At 41.6% G+C, this 23489-nt stretch carries 15 protein-coding genes; 2 read left to right on the top strand and 13 right to left on the bottom strand.

The window, feature by feature from the left end; all coding sequences use genetic code 11:
• Nucleotides 1-39: 39 nt before the first annotated feature.
• Nucleotides 40-1212: a multidrug effflux MFS transporter gene (locus NFU46_RS05590; RefSeq protein WP_251600438.1), complete on the bottom strand. Its 1173-nt coding sequence runs from the start codon at nt 1210-1212 to the stop codon at nt 40-42.
• A 166-nt stretch (nt 1213-1378) separates the two neighbouring features.
• On the opposite strand from NFU46_RS05590, the gene NFU46_RS05595 reads away from it, so the two are divergent.
• Nucleotides 1379-1855 carry a hotdog fold domain-containing protein gene (locus NFU46_RS05595; RefSeq protein WP_251600441.1) on the top strand — a complete coding sequence of 159 codons (477 nt, stop codon included), beginning with the start codon at nt 1379-1381 and terminating at the stop codon, nt 1853-1855.
• On the opposite strand, the gene NFU46_RS05600 is transcribed toward NFU46_RS05595, so the two are convergent.
• The 12 genes from NFU46_RS05600 to bcsR all read right to left on the bottom strand — a co-directional run bounded on the left by NFU46_RS05600 (nt 1852) and on the right by bcsR (nt 21736).
• Nucleotides 1852-2334 (bottom strand): polymer-forming cytoskeletal protein, encoded by a 483-nt coding sequence (locus tag NFU46_RS05600; protein WP_251600444.1) that lies wholly within the window; start codon nt 2332-2334, stop codon nt 1852-1854. The genes NFU46_RS05595 and NFU46_RS05600 overlap by 4 nt on opposite strands.
• Entirely contained in the window at nt 2324-3472 is a 1149-nt protein-coding gene (locus NFU46_RS05605) for a M23 family metallopeptidase (RefSeq protein WP_251600447.1), read from the bottom strand. The genes NFU46_RS05600 and NFU46_RS05605 overlap by 11 nt, the downstream gene beginning before the upstream one ends.
• Before the next feature lie 151 nt (nt 3473-3623).
• The gene (fahA, locus tag NFU46_RS05610; protein ID WP_251600449.1) at nt 3624-4937 is read right to left on the bottom strand and encodes a fumarylacetoacetase; all 1314 of its coding nucleotides are present in this window, start codon (nt 4935-4937) and stop codon (nt 3624-3626) included.
• Nucleotides 4938-5092: 155 nt separating this feature from the next.
• Entirely contained in the window at nt 5093-6139 is a 1047-nt protein-coding gene (gene hppD, locus NFU46_RS05615; RefSeq protein WP_251600451.1) for a 4-hydroxyphenylpyruvate dioxygenase, read from the bottom strand.
• A 315-nt stretch (nt 6140-6454) separates the two neighbouring features.
• Nucleotides 6455-9178 carry a metallophosphoesterase gene (locus NFU46_RS05620; protein WP_251600454.1) on the bottom strand — a complete coding sequence of 908 codons (2724 nt, stop codon included), beginning with the start codon at nt 9176-9178 and terminating at the stop codon, nt 6455-6457.
• 116 nt (nt 9179-9294) lie between these two features.
• Nucleotides 9295-10725, bottom strand: a complete 1431-nt coding sequence (locus NFU46_RS05625; RefSeq protein WP_251600457.1) for a peptide MFS transporter — start codon at nt 10723-10725, stop codon at nt 9295-9297.
• Nucleotides 10726-10969: 244 nt separating this feature from the next.
• Entirely contained in the window at nt 10970-14782 is a 3813-nt protein-coding gene (locus NFU46_RS05630) for a cellulose synthase subunit BcsC-related outer membrane protein (protein ID WP_251600460.1), read from the bottom strand.
• The gene (gene bcsZ / locus NFU46_RS05635) at nt 14773-15888 is read right to left on the bottom strand and encodes a cellulose synthase complex periplasmic endoglucanase BcsZ (protein ID WP_251600463.1); all 1116 of its coding nucleotides are present in this window, start codon (nt 15886-15888) and stop codon (nt 14773-14775) included. The genes NFU46_RS05630 and bcsZ overlap by 10 nt, the downstream gene beginning before the upstream one ends.
• Nucleotides 15888-18137, bottom strand: coding sequence for a cellulose biosynthesis cyclic di-GMP-binding regulatory protein BcsB (bcsB, locus tag NFU46_RS05640; RefSeq protein ID WP_251600466.1), 2250 nt, complete (start codon nt 18135-18137; stop codon nt 15888-15890). Before bcsB ends, bcsZ begins: the two co-directional genes overlap by 1 nt.
• Complete coding sequence (bcsA, locus tag NFU46_RS05645; RefSeq protein WP_251600469.1) at nt 18134-20800, bottom strand: UDP-forming cellulose synthase catalytic subunit; 2667 nt, start codon at nt 20798-20800, stop codon at nt 18134-18136. The genes bcsB and bcsA overlap by 4 nt, the downstream gene beginning before the upstream one ends.
• Nucleotides 20790-21512 (bottom strand): cellulose biosynthesis protein BcsQ, encoded by a 723-nt coding sequence (gene bcsQ / locus NFU46_RS05650; RefSeq protein ID WP_251600474.1) that lies wholly within the window; start codon nt 21510-21512, stop codon nt 20790-20792. The genes bcsA and bcsQ overlap by 11 nt, the downstream gene beginning before the upstream one ends.
• Complete coding sequence (gene bcsR, locus NFU46_RS05655; protein ID WP_251600477.1) at nt 21509-21736, bottom strand: BcsR/BcsP family cellulose biosynthesis protein; 228 nt, start codon at nt 21734-21736, stop codon at nt 21509-21511. The genes bcsQ and bcsR overlap by 4 nt, the downstream gene beginning before the upstream one ends.
• A 122-nt stretch (nt 21737-21858) precedes the next feature.
• On the opposite strand from bcsR, the gene bcsE reads away from it, so the two are divergent.
• Complete coding sequence (gene bcsE / locus NFU46_RS05660) at nt 21859-23484, top strand: cellulose biosynthesis protein BcsE (protein WP_251600481.1); 1626 nt, start codon at nt 21859-21861, stop codon at nt 23482-23484.
• The last annotated feature ends 5 nt before the right edge of the window (nt 23485-23489 follow it).

Below are 23489 nucleotides of genomic sequence, written 5' to 3' on the forward strand. Positions count from 1 at the left end.
TCATTTACCCATTATGACAAAAAGTATGATAAAACTTTTTTATGACAAGTGCTTATGTTTGAACAGTAAGTAGGTAAATGGGATGAGCATTAAAAAGTGCCCGCCAATTAATACCGGTGTTGTTAAATTTAACAATTGCGTTATAAACACTAATAAGCTTGCGCCACTCATTTGCATCAAGCCAATAAGTGCGGAAGCTGTGCCTGCTTGTTTAGGAAACAAACTTAATGCACGGCCTGCTGATGAGCCAAGTGTCAGTGCAAAACCAAACGCAGCAATAAACATCGGAAACATCAACGCAAGCGCAGTACGTTGTTGGCTAAAGGCCAACATTAAGGCACCTGCGATTACAAGCAACAGGAGTCCTGCTTTTAATGCGCGTTTTGGTTGGCGTTTGATGTACAGTGGCATAATAAAGCTTGCAACAATGCTCAAGACCGCATTACAGGTAAACCAGAAAGTAAAGTCGGTAACACTGCCGCCTAATTCTGTAATAAGCCAGCCAGGTGCTAACGTAACGAAGACTAAAATAGCCGACATAGTTACCAAGCAAATTAAGCTATGGAATAAAAACAATGGCGTGCTGATAATTGGCATAAAACGGCGTAAATCAAGAATATGACCACTATATACACTATCTGCAGGGCGGGTTTCTTTATACATTAACAAGGTTATGAATAAACCAATGAGTGCAAATACAGCCATGAATAAAAAGTTCATGCGCCAGCCAAACTGTACTGTGAGCCAAGCGCCTAAAATTGGCGCGAGGGCAGGGATAAAGCAGACGATACCATTAAGATAAGTAATGATTTGGCCGCTACGTTCACTACCAAATCTATCTCTTACAATGGCAAACGCTACTACAAATGTGGCACAGGCCCCCAAACCTTGCAGTGCTCTTGCAATCATCAGGCTTGTAAAATCAGGTGCCAGATACGCGCCAAAAGCCGCTAAACCATAAATTGTCACACCGGTAATTGCCACAGGCTTACGACCAAATTTATCTGCTAATGGCCCTGCAATGAGCTGTCCAAGCCCAACGGTAAGCATAAAAATAGCGACGGTTTGCTGAATTTGCTTTTCTGAAGCGCTGAATTGTTCTGCAATGGTCGGAAATGCGGGTAAGTAAATATCAATTGCTAACGGGCTAAAGATAACCAGAAGGCCAAGAATAAATAGTAAGCTGAGGTTTTTGTGCTGGCGTGACTGCATTCGCTCTCCTTTAAAACGGTATTTTATGTGCCCCTAAAGGAAAAGAAAAGCGTTCACTTAGCGAAATGTGTAATCATTAAAACTGCTAACAAAAATTTTCCATTTCGCTATCTGGTCTGATGTGTTAGTTTTTTATCTCACATCATAAAAATAATGGATAAACGTCGTGAGCTCACAATCATCATTATTAAAAATTTGGACTAAATGCCAGTCACTGCCGAAGGGTAACTGGTTGTTTAGTAAAGCCGTGTGCTTTAAAGCCCCTTACTTTGGTTCAATAAAGCCATTGATCACAGATTTAACTGCTGGGCATTGCAGCGCAACTGTTAAAAATCGCCGAGCAATCCATAATCACATTGGTACCATCCATGCAATTGCACAATGTAATGTGGCTGAGCTATGCGCTGGCTTAATGGTTGATGCAACTGTGCCAGCAAAAACACATCGCTGGATCCCAAAAGGCATGACAGTGAATTATTTAGCAAAAATTGATACAGACATGCGCGCTGTTGCCCAGATTGAAGTGCCGAGTGAGTGGTTAGAAAAGCAAGACTTGCTAGTACCGGTAGAGGTTTATAACAGCCGCGATGAACTCGTTTTCACCGCGGATATCACAATGTATGTAACCGCTAAAAAACGCTAAGACTTATCAGCGGCTTGTTTGTTTACAAACGACAGGTCGTTGTCATCATCAGCCAGTATTGAAGAACTCGCTTGCTCTTCAGGCTTAATAGGCGCCACATTATCTTCTTCATGACGATGTTTCAAGCTACCTTCAATGATTGCGCCCGCTTCGATGCTCAGGGTATCATGAAATACATCACCATGGACTTCTGCGGTGCTTTCAATGACCACTTTGTTAGCAATAAGTGAACCGAAGATTTTACCTTTCACAGTTACGCTATCGGCCTCAATCACACCTTCAATCATGCCAGTGTGACCAATCACTAGGTGTTTAACGTGTAAATCGCCTTCGATGCGACCATCAAGCTGAACTTCACCTTGGCTGGTAAGGCTACCTGTTAAACGAACGTCCTCAGAAATTATTGAAGGAGTATGGTTGGTTCTTTTTAATGTTGAGCCAGATGAGCTAGCTGCTGGTTGCTTTTTTTTACCGAACACGAGAAAGCGCCTTTGTTATTTTAACTGGATTGACATGTTTGCCATTCACTAAAACTTCGTAATGCAGGTGAGTGCTGGTACTACGGCCTGTACTACCCATTAAACCAATGACATCGTCTTTAGTCACTGTTTGGCCTTTTTTAACCTTAATTTTATTAAGGTGTCCGAAGCGAGTGACGAAGCCGTTTTTGTGTTTAAGTTCGATAAAGTTGCCATAACCTCCATTACGACCAGCACGTAAAACGGTGCCGTCAGCGGGAGCAAAAATTTCGGTTTTATGCCAGCCTGCTAAATCAACCCCTTTATGAAATGCTCGACGGCCATTCATTGGATCTTTTCGTAGACCAAAACTACTTGATATATAGTAATCAGCAGCAGGGAGCGTTTGTGGTAATTCACTGAGTAAATTTTCTAAGTTATTTAACGCTAAAAGGTTATCGGCAATCGCTAAAAACTCAGACGGAATTTTTGACTCGTCAAATAAGTCTAACGGGCCACCTTGAGCTGTGTCTGAGCTTTCAAGCACAGTTGCATTGGCAAGGCTGCTATCAAGGCCAGCGCCTTCTAACATGGCAACAATTTCTTGGTGGCGAAGTTTGATTTGGTGATCTAATACAGCAAAGCTGTTGTTGTAAGCGGCATCAAGACGCACCAAGCGCTCAGACATGCTTTCTATGCGCTTAACTTGTTTTGGTTGATCATCTTCTAATGGAGCGTGAAACTCTTCTGTGTGCTCCTGAACAGGTAAAAGTAATGGCTCTGAGTCAGTTGCTAATGCAGGTTTGTTCATTGACTCAGGTAGCGACTCAATCATGCTTTGCAACAGCGCTTGTTTTTGTTCAAGCACTGCCAGTTGCTCTAATTGTTTTTCATAGGCCGCTTGTTGCTGATAGCGCTGCTGTTGCCACTGTTGTTGTTTGCTAAGTTGATTTTGCTCGATGCTGATGATTTGGTCAGCTTGTGACATGATCTGTAGTGTCGAAATACTTAGCCAAACAATGGCAGTTAAAATGACTAGAAGTGTAGTTAATTGTAACCAAGGGGCTAATACTAAGTGCTTTACTTCGCCATTTTGACGGATCAACAGCTGTCTAGCTGGAAAAAACGTGCGATAAAAAGACTTAAGTTTAACTAACATGGCGTACAAAATTTAACTAATAACCGAGTTAAGATAGCAATCTGATTTAAAAAAGCCAGAAAAAAATTGTAACTCAATTGAGAAAAGGCAAATAAAAAGGGCAAAAAATGCCCTTAATAGTTGTTCTGGAAATAAAAATAGCGAGCTATTTTTATTTAGCAGGTAGTACTGTACCTTCTACTGAACCAAAACCAATGCGTGCAAAACCGTCTTTCTCACACCAACCACGCATGATTACGTTGTCGCCATCTTCTAAGAAAGTACGTTGCTCCCCATTAGCTAGGGTGATCTTTTCTTTACCACCGCGTGATAGTTCTAACAATGAGCCTGCTTCTTCGTGCTCAGGACCTGATTGCGTACCTGAACCTAACATGTCGCCTGGTTGGAAGTTACAGCCATTTACAGTGTGGTGAGTCACCATTTGCGCGACTGTCCAGTAAGAGTGCTTGAAGCTTGATTTAGATACTTGTGTTGGTGCTTCGCCAGCTGCACGCATCTTTTCAGTTTCAATTTGCACATCCATTTTGATATCGAATGCACCAAACTCACGGTTATGAGCTGACTCTAAATAGTCCATTGGTTGTGGATCGTTTTCGTCACGTGTCCAGCTTGTTCTAAATGGTGCCAGTGCTTCTGTCGTAACAATCCAAGGAGATACAGTCGAAGCGAAGTTCTTCGCAAGGAATGGACCAAGAGGCTGGTATTCCCATGCTTGTAAATCACGTGCAGACCAATCATTAAATACACAGAAACCAAATACGTGGTTTTCAGCATTTTCGATGGCAATAGCATCGCCTAATTCATTACCTTTACCAAGGTAGATACCTAACTCAAGTTCGTAGTCTAGACGTTTACAAGGGCCGAATGATGGTACTTCTGCATCTGGTGCTTTAGTTTGACCGTTAGGGCGGTGGAACGTTTGACCTGAAACATCAATTGACGAAGAACGGCCGTGATAACCAATTGGTACCCATTTGTAGTTAGGTAGAAGTGGGTTATCAGGGCGGAATAGACTACCTACCGCTGTTGCGTGGTAAATAGAAGTATAAAAGTCAGTGTAATCACCAATACGACACGGTAGCGCAAATTCGATGTCTGCTTGAGCGATAAGCGCTTCGCTTAATTGCGCTTGTTCACTCGCACCTTCACGGAGTGCTTTTGATAACGCTAGACGAAGTGCAGACCAATACTGCTGACCAAGACCCATAAATTCATTGAGTGTAGTTTGGCTTGCTGCTTTAACGGCAACCTGCGCATCACCAGAAAATAAACCAAGTTCATTTACTTTTGCTAAGTCGATAACTTGATCACCAATTGCGACAGCGCCACGGAACGCTTCGTCTGAATTTTTACGGCGTACTTCTGCAAAAGGAAGGTTTTGAATTGGGAAGTCACAGTTCGCTTCGTTAGCAGATGCAACCCAGCTTTTTAGATTAATATCGTGGGTTTCGTTAATTAGGCTCATACTCTTTCCTTATTAGTTCGCGCTGATTTATTAGTTATCTATATGGAGGCAATCAACGCAATTTAAACAGTTAGTTTAAAACAGAATTAAAAACGACAAAAAGCAGCGTGTGAATTTACCCAAACCACACGCTGCTTTTTATTCATGATGATGATTTAGATTACACCACGACGCTCTTGATCACGTTCGATTGATTCGAAAAGCGCTTGGAAGTTACCTTCACCGAAACCGCCGTCATCTACACGTTGGATCATCTCGATAAAGATAGGACCGAATAGGTTCTTCGAGAAGATTTGTAGTAGGTAACAGTTTTCGCTTTGGCTATCTACTAGGATTTGATGCTTACGGATCTTCTCTTTGTCTTCTTTAACCCAAGGCACACGGTCGAAAATGGTGTCGTAGTACTCAGGGATGATATCAAGCGTCGCAATCGTTGATTGGTCAAGCTTATCAAGTGAGCTAACTAGGTCATTCGTTAGGAATGCTAAATGCTGTACACCCGGACCATTGTACTCATTTAAGTACTCATCGATTTGGTTATTATTGTTATCTTTACCTTCGTTGATCGGAATCGAGAAAGTGCCGCACGGTGATTTAAGTGCGTAAGATAATAACGCTGTTTTTTGACCTTTAATGTCGAAGTAACGAACTTCAGTAAAACCAAATACGTCTTTATAGAAGTTAGCCCATGTTTCCATCGTGCCTTTATAAACGTTATTGGTTAAATGGTCGATACGGATGAAGCCTTTGTCTTCAACAATGTTTTGCTCGTTTAAATCTTCAAAATCTGACTCATAGATAGAACCTTTGTCGCCAAATTGCTCGATGAAATAGATTAAGCTGTCACCAATACCGTAAATAGCTGGGTAAGGTAAATCTTTATGTGTTGAATCTGTCGCAGGCTTTGCACCGCGCTCAACAGCAACCTCGAATGCTTTTTGCGCATTCTCTACACGCCAACCCATAGAACAAATTGCTGGGCCGTGGCTTTTAGCAAACTCAGCAGAGAAACCTTCACGTTCATTGTTTAGTAAGAAATGAATGTCATGTTGATTATAGTAAACGATGTCTTTACCTTTGAATTTTTTTAGCTTTGAGAAGCCAAAATCAGTAAACACTTTGTCCATGTAATCTGCATCTGGTGTTGCGTATTCAGTGAATTCAATGCCCACTAGGCCTAACGGATTATTTACTTCGCTCATTGTCATTACTCCCGCAATTATAAGCACTGCGCTAAAAAAGAATTATTGTTCTGTAATGAGCGGATGATTAACCAGAATCTCAATAAGGGGAAGATCCCCGCATTATTTAGCCAAAGCCTCTTTTGTAAATTAAATGGGACAATGATTTTAATTTCAGCAATTGCACTTTCAAAGGCAATGAGTAAGCCACAGCATTGACTAACAGAGGGTATCCTTTTTTATATCTATCTATATGTATTTAATGGTAAATTTTTGTATTTTTCAGGCAATAAAAAAGGCCTGGAACGGCCTTTTTTATTAAGTTTATTGTATAGTTTAGTTTACAGTTTGGCGCGCTTTGTTAAAAAACTTGCTGCGTTGTTGTAACCAAGGGTTATTCAAAATTTGTGGCGCTGCTTGATAATGGCGCTCAACCACTTGGTTTAAGGTACGGGTTGATTGCGTAAAATTAAGTTGCTGCTGGGCTGCACCCATATTGGCAATCTCGGCATCTGTCATTGCACGACCAGCAAATAACAAGGCGTTTAAATAACCCGGCTTAGTTTCGTAGTCATTATCGGTTAAAAGTAAGGCCGCATCGTTGATTGCCCAGCGCTCATTGATTTCACCTTCATCTTTAATACCAATCAGCTCGCCATCAAGATAAATTTTTAGTGCGCCATTGTTTGGAGCAGCATAAAACACAAAAGCAATACGGTGCCAGCTGTTTGCTGTAAGCTCGCCAAAGTAACCACTGTCACTGGTGGCAATACCGATGGCGTTATCTCGGCTAACGTAAAGGTCTGCGTCATCACTGTTAGTGATATCGGTTTGTAGTAATGAGCGCCACTCATTGGTGCTTTGTTCTGGCCACATAATATCCATCACTAAGGTGTAATCAGCGATAAGCCCTTCAGTTTGGTAATCACCGTTTGCAGCACTATTAGCCGTTAAGGTTAAGCCTTGCGTTGGGCTATGGCGAGCAAAGGCGAGCACGCCTGAAGCACCGTTTGGTAAATCAGCTATTTCAAGCTCAGTGGTGGTGGCAAATTGGCTATCTTCTGGCCCCCAATTTTTGTCTTCAGGGTCATAAAAGCTGAGTGTTGCAGGGCCAAAGTCATTACTAAAGCCTTGCTCTGGGTTGTTAAAATTCCATACTGTGACCGCATCATCTGCTTTACAGGCATTAAGCATGTTATCGGTATCGATATATAAACATTGGCTGGTGCGTGCTCGCGCGTAGTTATCAAGTAGCCACCAACTTTCAGCGACCAATTGAGCTTCTAAGCTTGGCAGAGCAGGGAAGAACAATTCGCTATTTAGCGCTGGGCCTTTAAATAGAGCAACGAGGTAAGTGCTTGCATCATCAATGTTATCTGGCACAACCGAGACCCATTCTGGCTGGCTTTCGAGCATGCTTTTCAACTGGCTGCCTGTCACCTCAACTTGATAAATTGAATTAAAGCCCGGGGTATTCGATGGTTGGCGTTCAACCTTAAACGCGGCATGAAAATCTTCTTGGGTTAATGTACCCGGTAGCCAACGATCTTGTACTTGGCTTGCATCTAGTAAGGCGGCCTCAATAGCAGGGAACTGCTGCATAGTTGCTTTGGCTGTAATTGTGGTGAGCTCTTCTGCAGTAGGGTAATTTTCTGAAACGGCAATTTCGGTGTTTGCATCTGGGGCATAGCGACCCATGATTTCATCGATGGCGTTTTTAGTGCTTTCATCTTGGGTCGTAATGCTGGTGGTTGCGATGGTTTTGTAATCAACATCCGCAAGTGTTTTGTCTTCAAGGTTAAAGGTTAAGGTAAGATCAGTCAGACCTTGTGCAAAAAAGTTTGGCTGAATAACAATGCTGCCGTTATCTAAGGTTTGATAACTTTCACCGCCATGAGTATGCCCACCAAGCACTAAATCAATTCCAGTAACATTTTGTGCAATTCGGGTGTCAGTGCCTTCACCTAAGTGACTGACCATAACCATGTAATCTACATCTTGACGGTATTGGTTAACAAGCTGCTCAGCCACTTCTTGCCACTGCCAATTCATTTTAAAGTTAGCGATAAAATCAGGAATTGGCTCGTCTTCAACTGGTTCATCGAGTTCATTCCAAGGCACTGAAGTCATGCCAAAAAAGCCGATGCGTAGGCAACCTACTTGAACAACCGAAAAATCGACACCGGCAAACGGCGTATCATCGCTACCATCATATTCGGTGTTACTTGAAAGCACGATGGCATTATCGTCATCGGCAAAGTCCAACAGTTGCTCAGGTCCCCACGCATAGTCGTGGTTACCAATCACACGTACGTCAAAAGCCATGGCTTTTATTGCTTCAACAGTGGCTAACCCTTGTGATGTTTGTTCAGCTACGGTGCCTTTTTCATAATCGTCACCGCCATTGGTGAATAAGGTGTTAGGGTTTTCAAGTTTTGCATTGTCGTAGTAACTGCGAATACGGCTGAATAACTGCTCTTTAAAGCCGAAGCGCGCGTGTAAATCTGCAACATGAATAAAGCGCACTGTTTGATTACTGGCAGTGTTATTACATTGCTCGCCAATGGTTTTACTGGCTACAGGAACAGTGCGAGACATTAAAGCAAAGCTACCAAATTCTGTAATAGCACTGACTGCAAATCCATCATTGCTTTGTTCTGTACTGAGAGTTTGCCACTGCTCATCAACTAACTGCACTATGCTAAAGGCAAGGTTGGTTTGTTCATCTGGTAATTTAATCGCTAAACTTAATGGCTCAGCAAATATCAGGTTATTAGGGCGAAAGGTATGAATACTCGAGACAATACCTTGCTCGATATCCGTGCTTGAAGCGCTTGTCTCAGTGTAAGTAAATGTAGTGTCTGTTGTGACTGTGTTACTTATTGCATTAAGTGTGACATCGCCTTGTGCGAATTCAGCTGATACGCCATTTTCGACAGTAATAATCAAACCAGACTGATCAGGAGCTGTTGCGACTTCTTTTGTTGTTTTATCGCCACCGCATGCTGTTAATAATAAGCTGGTCAGAATAATGACCAGTAGTTGAGTGTTAGGGCGCACTTACTCAGTTCCTTTGCCAAACCAAATTAATATCAGAATATAGTATCAGTTTTAAGGACGCAGAGGGAATAGGGGAGAGAGAAATTCCCCGCAGCGGGTGCTACGGGGAATAAGTATTATTGCTTTTCAGCTGTCACTTCTAGCTCTTCAGCTAGGATGTGCTCAGTAGTTTGTGGCTCGTGCTGACCTTCAGCACCATGCATCCAAGCGACTAGTTTATCGCTTAGTAAGTACATGATCACAGCAGAAAGAACCGCTGTTGCGCCTAAACCAATGAAGATACCCATCGCGTTGTCTAACGCTTCTTCACCTTCACCTAGGAAAGAACCTACGAAACCTGCAATCTTGTTTGCAACCGCTGTACATAGGAACCAAATACCCATAAGCATTGAAGCTAAACGTAGAGGTGCAAGTTTACTTACCATAGATAGGCCAATTGGAGATAAACATAACTCACCTAGGGTGTGGAATAAGTAGAATAAAACTAACCACATCATGCTGATTTGTAGGTGCTCACCTTGACCTTGTGTCATAAGCGCTAGGATCATAGTGATGAAACCAAGTGCTAAGAAGATAAGTGCAATAGCAAACTTAACCGGAGAGTTTGGTTCACGTTTATCAAGTTTCAACCAAATAATGGCAACTAAAGGTGCAAAAACAATGATGAAAATTGAGTTTAAAGATTGGAACCAAGAAGCTGGTACTTCAAAACCAAGTAACATACGGTCTGTGTAATCGTTAGCGAAAAGGTTCATTAAACCACCCGCTTGTTCAAAGCCCATCCAGAAGATGATGCTGAATACACTCATAGTAAAGATAACTTTAATACGGTCAGTTTCTACTTTAGTTAGTGGCTCTTTAGTGTTTGATTCAGACTGTGCTTGAGAAAGCTTAGCAGAAGGCACAACACCGATATCGCCTAAGTATTTGTTGCTTAATGCAAGCTGTAAAAGTACAGATAACACCATACCAACACCGGCTACGATAAAGCCCCATTGCCAGCCCATTGCAGCTGCAGCATAACCCGCAACTAGAGGACCTAATGCACCACCTAGGTTGATACCCATATAGAAGATAGTGAACGCGCCATCACGACGTTGGTCACCTTCTTTGTATAGATCACCTACCATAGTTGAGATGTTTGGCTTGAATAAACCGTTACCCACACAAAGAAGTGTTAAACCAATGTAGAATACATTTTCTTCTTGGCCAGCTAAGTAGCTGTGTGGGATACCCATAGTGAAATGGCCTGCAGCCATCAATAAACCACCAAGGATAATTGCTTTACGCTGTCCTAATATGTTATCGGCTAACCAACCACCGAATAGTGGGGTGATGTATACAGCCATTGTGAAGGTACCATAAAGGCTTAATGCGTCTGCATTTGACCAACCAAAACCACCTTCTTGTACAAGCGCTACTAAGTATAAAACTAAGATGGCGCGCATGCCGTAATAACCGAATCGTTCCCACATTTCTGTGCCGAACAACAGGAATAACCCTTTAGGATGCCCTAAAAAGTCACCTGCTTTAGGTAATGAACTCATATTTACTTCCTAACTCTAAGTTTTTATTTGAGGCCTTATTGTTTTTGCTTTGGTCGTTCTATGTATTTATTTAGTGAACGGGCGGCCATGTTTTTTGATGCAGCTAAGATAATGGTTTGTTGCTCAAGTTTTGTACTTGAAGGAAAGGGACACACCCTTATCCTAGCTACAAGTGCGCTACAGTATACATAGACCTTATGGAGAGGGGAAGAACTTGCGACACTTGCCCCTTGTGATGCGACAGTTAGTAGCTTGCATAAGGCACAACTGGTTTACCTGGGAAAGCCAGTTCGCTATACACCGGATTAAAGTAATAACGGAAGTACAGCTGAGCATAATTCGGTTCGTAAAAATCGGCCCGATCTAAGTTGACGTAACCACCAAAGAACCAATGAGGCGTGAATCGATACTCAAAACTTGCCCCTAAGTTATACGATAAACCACTGCTGGTATCGCCTTCAAAGTAAGGCACAACACCCGTTACAGCTGTTTGAGCCTCTGCTTGGCCTTGCAAAATAGGGTCGTTAGGAAAAAATGCGATGTCGTCTGTCGTGGTGGTTGACCAAGATACGCCAGCGCGCAGTCGGTATACAAAATTATGACCAACTCGCTTATCAAAAATCACAGGTAATGAAGCGCCCAAGTAGTTTTGTGGACTGTAATAGCCACCATGTCCCCAGGTTTCTTCACTTAAATTATACTTATACGACCAGTGTAATAAGTTAAGACCTAGACTTAATTCGGTGTTTCTTTCGCGAATATAACGATAATAACTACCACCCATTAGGCTGTAGCTTTGATTGTCTTTTACGTTTTTACCTTGCAAGATTTGATAGTTAGTACTGCCCCAAAAACCCCAATCTAGGCCAAGGTCATGAGATAGACTAAGTTGTAATTGCGTAGCTCTAACACCGCCCCATACTTGGTTGGTAAAGACATCTTCAAGTCCGGCGTAAGATAATACAGAGCTGGTAACCGGGCGTTTATTAAACGTGACGCCATAACCAAAGTCGCCTAAATCACCATTGTAATTAACGCCCCACACGATATCTTCGACTAAAAAGCCAAGTGGAGTGGTACCAACATCAATTCGCCATTGCTCGTTTTGCCAAGCAAGGCCAATATCCATACCTTGTTGCTTTGGTTTTATACTTAAAAGTGGGCAGTCAAAAATACACAGGGCCCCTTGACCATAGCGGCTACCAGCAAAGGTTTCATCAAAGCGGGTTTCTTGGCTCGATATTGTCATTGGGTCTAATTTCACAATCCCAGTGCCACCCCATAACGGGAAACCTGCTTCAATAGGCGTTGCCCCAGCGCCCAGTGTGGACTCATTTTGTGTGCTGGTTTGGCTACTTAAGTTGATTGCAGCAGTGATATACGCTTGCTCATCGCGCTCAATACCTTGCAATTGACGCTTGGCATTATTGACATACCAAGCTTCATTTTCATCAAGGGCATACAGTTCATAGTTCTGCTCATCGCTTAAGGTGCTCGTTGCCGTATCTGGATCAACGGCAGCGCGGTACCAGCTTTGCGCAAGCGTAGTTTGTTGCTTAGCTTGCGCAACCGCTGCTGCTTGATAATAAAGCTCTTGGTTGTTGTTGGATTTAGCTAGCAATTGCTCAGCTAGATTTATTGCGCTCTGTTTATCTTCAAATTGTTCAAGGGCAGTCATCAATTGCTGCTGACGATAGCTTTGCTCACTCGAAACTTGATTAATTTGCCCAGCAATGATGCGATCTGCTAAATCATCTCTTTGCTGCTGACGAGCAAGTGTCGCAATAGCTAAAGCAGTATCCGTTGACACAGTTTGTCCTTTTGCAACGTGCTGCTCAAAGCGGGTAATGGCCTGATTACTATTGCCTTGCTCGATATGAGCATTGATCAGCGCCTCTGACAGTTCTGGGTTATCAGGGTAACGTGTTGCAAGCTCTGAGAGCTTAGCAACTCGTTGGTTACTATCACTAAAGCGATTAACGTAATTAACTTGTAGTGCTAACCATTGTGATTGCTCTGCATCGGTTGCGTTACTCGGCAGTTGATAGTCTGCAAACCAGCTATCAGCAGCGTTTTTATCGTTGCTTTCAATTAGCCAATTTGCATATGTCATGTGCCAATATGGGCTCAAACTTGGGTCACGAGTAAGAGCTTTTTTCAGTTGCCTTATTGCATACTGCTGCTCATTAATTTGTTGCCATTGACTGGCAAGCTCAGCTTGCATTAAAGGTGTTAATGGCTGTGCTTCTAACTCGGTGAGCTTATAAATCACCGTGGCTTTATTAGTGGCTGTATTGTTGGCAGAGAGCCTTTCTAGTTTGGTATTAATACTTAGCTGCTCTGTAAGCACATTAATTTGTTCAGTGCGCGCGTTATTAGGAATGTAATCTAAGGTTGCCAGTGCTCCTTGGTAATCGTTCAACGAACGTAAAAATAGTGCATGGCTATAACGCAAATCTGCATCTAGCGGAAATTGCCACAAGGTTTTTTTATACAGAGCTTTGGCATGATCAACTAAACCTTGTTGTTGATATAAATTTGCAAGGTCGTAGTAAAGCCAGCTCTGACGTGGGCTTTGTTTGATTGCCATAAGTAGCACATCAACTGCTTCATCTAGCTTACCTTCAGCAGTAAGCTCATCAGCACGGGCTCGCAATTGCTGTGTTTGTAACAGGGTGTAATCTTCAGCAATTAATGCCTGTTGCTGACGAGTTAAGCCATTATAAAAACGATGACTACGAGCATAATTACCATCTGAGGCGGTTAATTCAAGCATGGCACGCAAAGTAGGCTGTTGCAGAGGATCGTCTTTTAGCACTTGCTTATAAAGGTTCATCGCGTTTTGAAGTTGGCCTGCTTGTTTGGCAAGTTCAGCACGGTAAAACAATACCGTATTAGGGTCTTCATTTAAGGTGTCAGCTAAATCCAGCTTAAGCGTAGCCTGTTTGAGTTCATTGCTACTAATGGCTGATTTAGCTTCATCTATGTATTGCCAAAAACGAGCAGTATTGGCGAGGCCTTTTAAAACTGTTATACGGTTTGCATCTATGCTGTATTTTTGAGCTTTTTTAAAGTACTGGTAAGCATTGGCATAACGACCTTGCCTTAAGTTCAATAAACCTAAGCTATTGTATATTTCAGGATCTTGAGGACGACCTCGCAGTGCTTTATTGAAAAGCTTTTCTGCTGCATCAAAGTGGCGTTTTTCAAGTTCGACACTGCCTTTAAGCCATGTCTGATACGCAGGGTCTGCTTGCTTTTTTTGCTCCGCTAAATACGCTTTTTTAAAGTCACTAAATTGTAGCTGACCTTTACTGCTTTTAGGGTAGGCTGCAAAGTAACGCTGATATTCACGCTCAGTTTGTTTATTAAGCGGCATATCCTCAAGGGCTGCAAGCCACGCAAACTCAGCTTCAACACCATATTGATTACTGTGTGCATAATGGCTCAGTAATTCAATGGCTTCCTTGTTTGTTGGGTTTTGCTTTAACAGATGTCTTGCGTAGGCAAGTTCAAAACGGCCACTATTTGGGTAGCGTTTCAGTAAAGAACGGTAACCGCGCAGTGCTTGCTGATATTGATTTGGATCTTGAGCAAGCCAGTTTATGTGCTCCAGCTCATATTCAATATTAGGGTAGGCGGATTTAAATAGCCGATTGTAGATTTTTACCGCGTCACTGTATTGTCCGGCCCTGGCACGAAGCCTGGCTTGTTGAACCGCTTCTTTGTCTTGATTATTGACGCGTGCAAGTAGGGTTAAGCTTGTTACGCACGGATGCGATAGGTTACTAAGCTCTGCTAAACGCACATTGGCTTTGTCGGTTTCTTTGAGGCTATATAAAACGCGCACCTGGGCACATTGCACCTGGATATTTTTAGGTGCAATGCTTTGCAGCTTTTCTAAGCTGTCGCTCATCAATTGATTATCACGCTCAATTTCACCAAGTTGTACTTGGCTAATTAACCAATCAATTGATTGACTATCAAGGTCTTTGTTTATTGCTGCGGATGCACTGGAGCTTGCTAAAACTGCAGCAAGTAGCCACTTTATCGGCATTCATTGCTCCAGTTAGTTGTTAAAGCCCCGTTTTTATCAATACTAAAACGTTTGTTCAATGCGCTGTTACCAAATAAATACAACACGCTGTCGTAGTAGCGGCTGGTGGTAAAGCGGGTATCCATCATAATTTGCTGTTGTAAAGCTGTCACAGTTTGTGATGCATTATCTTCAGCAAGCAATGGCAATAAGGCGGCAACAAAACCACTTGGGGCGTTGCCTGCCGTTTTGCCTGTGGCAGCATTGGTTTCTAATGGCACTTTGCCTGAAGAAACAATGCTATCAACAAAAGGTTTAAACTGCTCTGTAAGGGCATTTTTATAGGGGGCATCCTCTGCCATCATGCTGGCCCAGAGGTAAACGCGGATCGCATTATAACTACCTGTGGCTGGCGTGCTTTTATCATGATAAAAGCCTTTTTCCACGCTGTAATTAACCCAATCAGGGCTCACGCCTTGTGGTGCTGTATCTATTAATAACTGCGCCGAGTTATCGTGTAATGTTTGCCAAGGCGAGTGCGGGTATAGGTGCGCAAATTGCGCAAATATAAATAGCGGTGCATAGCTTGGATTTAATTTCCAGCTACTGTCTTTTTCAAAACCTGTTGGCCCAGGTAAAAGAGTCAGACCGAGGTTTGGTATCTGCGCTGTTTCTTCACGAATGATGCGCTCAGCAAGCACTGAGCTGAGCACTGCGTAGCGTCTTTCATTCCATAAGATAGCTGCTTGCGACAGGGTATAAGCAATCCATAAATCTGAATCAGAAGCTGGATTTGAATCAAGGATTTGTCCTTGATTTTGCTTTATTCCCCATTGCCACGCTGGTAAACGGGTACTTAAGTCACCTTCAGAAAGGTGTACTTCAGTCCACTCAAGCAACTTATCGAAGCTGGCTTTATCATTGGCAAGTAAAGCAAAGAATAACGCATAAGATTGCCCTTCAGAGGTAGTAATACTGTAATCACTACCCAAATCAATTACGCGTCCTTCAGGTGTAATGAAGTGAGTTTTAAAGTTATTCCACTGCGGCCAAGCGCTGCAGCTTAACTGAGCTAAGGCATTGCTTGAAAAAACAAAAACGAATAGTAAAGAAGCGATAGTTTTCATTATGCCTGATCTCCTTCAGATAAACGTTTTTTGGTAAGTAGCGCAAGCACTCGCCATAACATAAATGAAATAAGTAATAGGGTTAGTAGTGATAGAATCGCTAACAATACTGGGCGGTCTGAAAAGTGGAACCAAATGAGGGTATGAATAGGTACGTGACCGACAAAATACTGCTCATCGGTTTTAATCGTTTTGATGCCTTGGCTATTGATAATGGCTGAGCTTCCCATTATTTGAGCTGTTTTATCATCATTGAGCAGTGCATCAGTGAGAAGTGCAAAAGCATTTTCATTACTGGCAATCAAAGAGACTACTGAGCGGTCTGAATCAAACGGTGACTGGAACCCAGACATCACGGCTAAACGACCAATGCTGCTTATATTTACTTTAATTTTTTCAGCACCTTTAGTGTCGTAGGCACCATTATAGATAGCTTGATCAACAATGCGTTGGTTGTTGTTGATAAGCACACTTAGGGCGCTGTCTTTGGCAAGTGAGTTTAAGAAAGAGTCAGGCTTACCAATAATAATAATGTCTTTATCGTTTAGCGCCAATTGGTTACTTGGAAATTGAATGTCTAAACGGTGTGCTGGGTAGCCTGTTATGGCACCCAAATGACCTGTGAAATTAAGCAATAAACTAATCGCGTTAACTGAGCTGTTAGCTTCCATTACAAGCGTACTTTGGTGTAAATCGGCATATTTGGTGAATGGGAAACCGCCATTTGCAAAGGCGCGTAGGTTTGGCATGGCAATATAGTGATGGAAGTCACTTACATCAATGGTAGAGCTGCCATCAATTGCACCAAATTCACCGCCGGCAGGAATGGCGCTACACTCACCGGTTTTTACGACTGCAAAATTAAAATCATAAGTCAGCTGGTTATTTGTTGTTAAATCTAACCCTGTTAGCTCAAAGTCTTGACGAGTTTTGGTTGGATTGAATTCAGATAAAAGCGGTAACAAGGTATCGGTTGTAATCGTTTTACCACCTTCGTTATCAAGAATAAAACCATCCACAAACTTACCGTTAATCAACATATTCAAACGCGACAACATGTTTTGCTCAACAGGCGTGTTGCGGTAATTCAAGGTAATAGGAATACCATTTTCACGCCAAGTGAATAAATCTGGTGCAAAACGCAAGTCTAACCGAACAGGTAGACCACGATAGCCTTCCGATTGCAGCTGAGTTGGGTATTCAATAAATTCATCAAAGCTTACTGGGCGATCAGAACGCACCCACAGTGGCGCATCGTAGGCTTCTCGAAGCGGTAAGTTGCTAATTGCATCAATAGTTGCACTGCGACCAGTCATGACTTTATAGCCAAAGACTAAACCTACTACGGCTTCTTTCAATTGTGCTGTGTCTTTACCTAAAACAAGCAGTACTTTGGCGTAGCGCTGAGTAGGGCTGCTGATAATTTCTACAGTTGGCTTTTCAACATCAGGGTAATTCAATAAAAAATCAGGCTTGTTGTCGTTTGTTGCGAATACGACACTATGTTCTGTCGGTGTTGCATTAATTTGCACAGGGAACAGTGCTTTGCGCCATTTTGCTTGTGCGCCAAAAAAGCTTGATAGTGCAGCTGCTGCTTCGAGTGTGTTTTCATCAGGTTGTGATGCAAACACAAATGGTAAATTGACCTTGTTGTAATCTCGCGAATCAAAAAATGGTGCAGGGAAATACTCAAGTAAGCTTTCAAGAGCAAGTGACTGACGGTCAATAGAAATACGGCTGCTTTTACTAAGCTCGGCCCATATTGTTTTACTATAGTCATCCTGACAAACCAGATCGTAAAAACCGACTAGTTCGAAGCGAATTTGGTTAAAGTCTTTGATTAGCTTAGGGTTAAGAACAATGCTGCGCTCAGAGACTGTGCCAATTGGCGTTGTCTTATCATCAATAGGTAGCACAGTGACAAGGTTTTCATTTAAGAAAATTTTCAAATGTGAGACACGACCAATAAGTGATGGTGAAGTTGTGTATGAAAAGTCTAGGGTCAGTTTTTTCCCTAATTTATCGAGGCGGTTTGTAAAATCAACACGGGTACTATTACTTACTCCATCAAGCTTGAACTTGCTTAAACCAAGCTTTTCAAAGCTTAGCGTCATGCTTTCAATTGGTGCTTGCTCTGGGTAACCATCATCAAAAATCGCTTTATTAGAGAGAGGCTCAGCACTTATCGCCCAGCCAGATATGCCGAGTGTGCCAAAAGCTAATAACAAGGTTAAAAAAGTTTTTATCATGATGTTTTTAGTACTTTTGTTGGTTTTTTAGGTAATAACGACGCCACAAAGTACAAGACTCTTGATGCAAACGCAATCGCGGGTCTTAATTCATTTGGGGCATGGAAAATCAAGTTCTTAAAGCCTCTTAGACTGGTATAAAAAACGTGAGAAAAGCTGTATGAAGGCTTGTCGTGTTTAAAGTTTTCTTGCCAATCAAGCCAAGCATCAGCACGTGAGAAAGTGCATTGAATAAAGGCTTTTTGTTTTTCTAAATCTAAATCCCTGAGGGTAAGACCCAGTTGTTTATCGCGGGTGTTACAGATATAAGTTGGGAATGAAAACTGCTTCAAGCCACGGCTCATGAGTAGCTCGACTTTATCATTTACACGGCAAAGGTGATTATGGTCAGTTTCAAGACCAACACCATTATTTGAGTAGTCCGTAATTTTTACTTTAATAGTACGGCCATTAGCAAGGCGAATAGCTGCAGGGAAATTTGCTTTAATGCGGTGTGAGCTGCGTACTTGTTTGGCTTCAGCGGCAACAGCCACAGCTGCACCTAAAATTATCACGTTATAGCTTGCCCACAGCATGCTAATGACGAGTACACCTATTTGTGAACTATCGCCGAAGAGCAATCTAAACACGCCGTAGGTCATACCCAAAACGTTAACAAGCAACAAGATTATATAAGGCTTTGAAATCGTCCAATCGTAGTGATCTTGCTTGTTTAAACCGCCTTTTTCAGTCACGTTAAATTTACCCTTATTCGGGTTGATAAGCGCAACTGTCGTGGGTTTTAAAATATACCAAGCAAGTACTGACTCATAAACTTCGCCCCAAAATGAATAGCGGTATTTACCTTGAATTCGAGAGTTGGTTATTTTTACCTGTAACAGGGTTGGCACAATATAAAGAAAGATGGCAACAAACGGTGCATAGATAATTTGCGCATTAAAATAAATTAATGCCAGTGGCGCTGTTAAGAATACAATTCGCGGAATGCCTGATAAAAAGTGCAACATAGCGTTTAAATAGCACAAGCGCTGCGCGATATTTAGGCCCTTACCAAACAGCGGGTTATCTAATCGGAATATTTGTGCCATGCCGCGTGCCCAGCGAATACGTTGACCAACGTGGGCAGATAAACTATCTGTAGCCAGGCCGGCGGCTTGTGGAATATTAATATATGTTGTTTTGTAGCCAGCGCGCTGCATTCTTAGGGCGGTGTGGGCATCTTCAGTGACGGTTTCTACGGCAAAACCACCAATTTCTTCAAGGGCACTGCGCCTTAAAACAGCACACGAACCACAAAAGAAGGTTGCATCCCACATATCATTGCCATCTTGAATTAAGCCATAGAACAACATATTTTCATTTGGGATTTTCCGATGGTTTTTGAGATTGCGCTCAAATGGATCGGCAGAAAAAAAGTGGTGAGGTGTTTGTACTAAACACACTTTACTGTCATTGATGAATTGTCCCATTGTCATTTGTAAGAATGAGCGAGCAGGGATATGGTCACAGTCAAAAATAGCAATGTAGTCGCCACTAGTTACTTTCATCGCATGGTTCATGTTGCCGGCTTTGGCATGTTTGTTATCAGGGCGAGTTAAATAACCAACACCAATTTGCTTTGCGAATTCGGCAAATTCAGGGCGCTTACCATCATCTAAAATATAAATGTTAAGCTTATCTGCAGGCCAATCAATACTTTGCGCGGCGATTGTTGTTGGCTTCACAACATCAAGCGGCTCATTATAAGTAGGAATATAAATATCAACTGTTGGCCAGTTTGCAGTGTCTTTTCCTAACGCGATTGGTTTACGGTTTAATGGATTAATGGTTTGGAAAAAGCCTAATATCAGTACTAACCAAGCGTAACTTTCAGCAAGCAGCAAACCAATCCCTAGGGTAAGGGCTAAAGGGTCACCCCAGTTAAGAGTGTCAGTGTAGCGCCACCATAGATAACGTGTAGAGGTTGTAACAGAAAGGGTGATCATCACAATAGTGGCCATTTTCCCTTCAACCCGCCTTAGAGAATAAGCAACCACCAAAATTAAACTAATGAACACTGCTTGCGCTTCAATACTAAATGGCACGGTTACAAATATAGCCACCGCAAAAATAATGAGAGTGAAAAAAGCGACCTTTAAGGTGCTGTTTCTCCAAAGTGGAGAGCGACTCACTGCTTTATATGATTTAGTTTTTGTTTGCTTTCTAGCAACTAACCAAAGCCCTTTAAAAGAGCGTACTAGTTTACTGTCTGCCAGTCTCAATAAGCGAGCTGAGCGCGTGATTTTACGCCAAGATTTACGCTGCTCAACGGCGATATGTTGCTGTGAGGTTGTGGTGGTATTGAATAGCGCAAGGTACACACTTTGCAATGCAATCCGAATGCAATTGCTTGGTGTAAGTACTGGTTGAGAAACATGAGGATACAAGCGTTTAAGTTTAAGCTTTAACTCTCGTTTTTTATTGTTTTCTAATTTAATAAACAATGACAAAAAAAGCACAAAGAAGGGCAGTAAAATCGCTCCCAATAGGCTCATTTTGTGTTGGTTGTAATAACTATAAAATTTTATAAATACAAAGCGGACAAGTTGCTTCGTTAAAAACAACCCTAAAATACCTTTAAGTATTCGGTGTGTGATACCGAGTGAATGGATGCTATTGGTCATTCTGACTCGCGCGGCTTACAAGCCAACCTGCTAGCGTTTCAAAGTCATCATTAGCAACGCTGTATGGAGCACAGTTAATCGCCACATTACGAAACGCAGTGGCTTCTTTGATGACTTCATCTTTATTGATATACAAAGGTGCAATTAATGGTAATTCAGTTTGCCAAAGCTGCAATAAATCTGATTCAAGCTCAGAGGCAGAGTTATATTTGTTGGTTAAAAAATAATGCTGCCATGATGATTCAGCCTGCTTTAGAGTGTTTAAACGTTTGAAAGCAAAACTGTGACAAATTGCATCACAATTAATAATCTCAAGGAATATATCGTCTTCATTTAGCGTATAGCGGTGCACATCAACATGGGCTGGGCAGTCAAATAAAAACCAGCTGTCATCGCTGTCATTAAGCTGCTGACAACTCTCTATAATACATGAAAAGTCTAACCCTAAGTTCGAACGGCTGCCATAGGGTAAAAACTTTACGCCATCGTTATCTTGGTGAAACTGCTCACATGCAGAGACAAAGTTTGGGTAATCACTCCAGCCTAGCTGATGCTCCCACGCAAGACCAAGATGTAGGCCTAAGTCGCCTTTTGGATCTAAATCGATGGCATACACAGGCACATTTGATTTTCTCAAAGCACAAGCAAGGTTGGCCACAATAGATGTTGTACCAGTGCCACCTTTAATTCCTTTTATAAAAATTCGCTTCATTTATGATTCTTTATTGTGTTTTTGTTAACTTTTTTCGTGCTCTGTATTTGTGTTGTTGCTAATGCGATATCGTTAAGCAAAGGGTACTTTTCAATCGTTTTGCGATTTTTTTCAACATCAACAATTTCAACATAATCCGTTTCCTTGCCGCCAAATTGGCGTAACAGCTTTTCAATATCGTATTGAGTTAAGGTGTGTGAATTTTTTACTGCAAAGTCATTCATCTAAAAAAACCGTTATGAGAAAAATTAGCTTAAAAATGTTCACGATCCATGGACATAATCTGCATTATATATAGAATAGCGTTTAAAACTAGTACTAAAGTATCTTTTTTAAGGGTTTGTAGGTGCCTCATTTAAATATTACAGGGTTAAAGACTGCGTTTTCAGAGCTAAAACGTGGCGCAAACTATGCTCTACTTTCCCCTTTAGATAGTCAGCTATTGGAACTATCTAGGCATCTTTTAGTTAATCATAAAGACTCTGTTTTTTTGCTTTCTGAACAAGTAGAGCTGTTTTTTGAAGGTGAAGATAGTGAACCTGTGTTTACCTTGTTTGAACAAGGGGTACTGCATCCATTTCATTTACATCATAATGAAAATGTATCAAAAAGTTTGCACTTTTCTCGCGGGGTTATTAACGAAATTAAACAGTATAAACAGCTAAAAAACAGTACTGTTATTGTGCACGTGGATTCAGAATACTTGGTATCTTTAAGCTATGATGAGCTTGAAGAAAAACTTAAGTTATATGTATCACTATCAGAGTCAAAAAACGTTACTTTAGTATTTTTAATGTCAGGGGCTTACATCAGTGAGTTAAGGCGTCAGTTACTAGCGTTGAATCGCTTTTTTGATGGGCTTATCTATATGACCCAAGAAGCATCGATTCGTACTCTAGAATACGATTATTGGTGCCATAAAGAAGGTGTCATTGCTGGACGTTCGGTCAATTTGCAGCTCCACAATGGTCAACTAGCTCTTATTGAACAAGAGCAAGAGGCTTTAGAATTAACCCAAACAACAGAACAAGGTTTAGATGAGGATGAAGTCTGGCTAACAAGAAGCGCAGTACCTGAAGGTACTAAATTGCCAGTGTCTTATAAAATCATTGAAGATAACGATGCTTTGTACTCCAAAGGGCTCACTAAAAAGGTTGCTACTCTCGTATTTGCGGTTACTCGTTACACAGACCTAAAAGCGCTAGCTAAGGACTGTTTTTCTTTGCGTAAAAAGTGCGGTCGTAGACTGAAATTAGTAATTCAAAATGTTGATGGCATAATTCGTCATCAGGATGAATGCTTATTTTTAACTTTAGGGGTTAACCTTATTTTATATAGTTTTTCTGAGCCTTCGCGCTTGCTGTCACAAATTCAGTCAATTCAAGGGTTTCAGTTTTCAAGAGCACTCCCAAAATCAATTGATGATGTTCTAAAGTACAGTGAAAACACCCTCGCAAAAGGTTATTTACCAATCACCAAGTTTGCACAGCAGGTTACTAAGCATAGTGATTCAGCGGCTAATCTTGGTGTAAGTGGAGTGCTTGTTATGCTAGAGCTTTTACCGCGTATTGATGCTATACACCCATTGCATTTATTTCATGTGAAACGTGAAGGAGATATTTTCAGTTTTGCAGAGGGCACAGTTTATTTGTATCTACATGCTTGTAGAGAGCATGACGTAGAAAGTGCAATTAAGCATTTATTTAAATTGCAAGTGAGCGACTTTTTTGTGTCAAAAAATGTTGTGGCTGACCATTTCTATATTCAGCAAGAGTGTCGCCGGATACAGCGTAATTATGCGAATGCTGACGTAACTGATTTTACTAAGCAATTACAAGAAAACGTAAGTTACATTTTTGATACAAAATCAGCAGATATTGCAAACTTAAATCCAGAGACTCCGGAATTTAAAAAAGTGATTCGACCTATATCAGAGCCTGTAAAAGTTATTTTAAAAAGTGAGCTATCATGAGCTTA

The organism is Pseudoalteromonas sp. NCCP-2140 (genome assembly GCF_023708065.1).
GTDB lineage: Bacteria > Pseudomonadota > Gammaproteobacteria > Enterobacterales > Alteromonadaceae > Pseudoalteromonas.

What these genes read in the sequence shown, in the direction of transcription:
- NFU46_RS05590 (WP_251600438.1), bottom strand. Translation starts at nt 1,212, where the DNA reads ATGCAGTCACGCCAGCACAAAAACCTCAGCTTACTATTTATTCTTGGC.
- NFU46_RS05605 (WP_251600447.1), bottom strand. Translation starts at nt 3,472, where the DNA reads ATGTTAGTTAAACTTAAGTCTTTTTATCGCACGTTTTTTCCAGCTAGA.
- fahA (WP_251600449.1), bottom strand. Translation starts at nt 4,937, where the DNA reads ATGAGCCTAATTAACGAAACCCACGATATTAATCTAAAAAGCTGGGTT.
- hppD (WP_251600451.1), bottom strand. Translation starts at nt 6,139, where the DNA reads ATGAGCGAAGTAAATAATCCGTTAGGCCTAGTGGGCATTGAATTCACT.
- NFU46_RS05625 (WP_251600457.1), bottom strand. Translation starts at nt 10,725, where the DNA reads ATGAGTTCATTACCTAAAGCAGGTGACTTTTTAGGGCATCCTAAAGGG.
- NFU46_RS05630 (WP_251600460.1), bottom strand. Translation starts at nt 14,782, where the DNA reads ATGCCGATAAAGTGGCTACTTGCTGCAGTTTTAGCAAGCTCCAGTGCA.
- bcsZ (WP_251600463.1), bottom strand. Translation starts at nt 15,888, where the DNA reads ATGAAAACTATCGCTTCTTTACTATTCGTTTTTGTTTTTTCAAGCAAT.
- bcsB (WP_251600466.1), bottom strand. Translation starts at nt 18,137, where the DNA reads ATGATAAAAACTTTTTTAACCTTGTTATTAGCTTTTGGCACACTCGGC.
- bcsA (WP_251600469.1), bottom strand. Translation starts at nt 20,800, where the DNA reads ATGACCAATAGCATCCATTCACTCGGTATCACACACCGAATACTTAAA.
- bcsQ (WP_251600474.1), bottom strand. Translation starts at nt 21,512, where the DNA reads ATGAAGCGAATTTTTATAAAAGGAATTAAAGGTGGCACTGGTACAACA.
- bcsR (WP_251600477.1), bottom strand. Translation starts at nt 21,736, where the DNA reads ATGAATGACTTTGCAGTAAAAAATTCACACACCTTAACTCAATACGAT.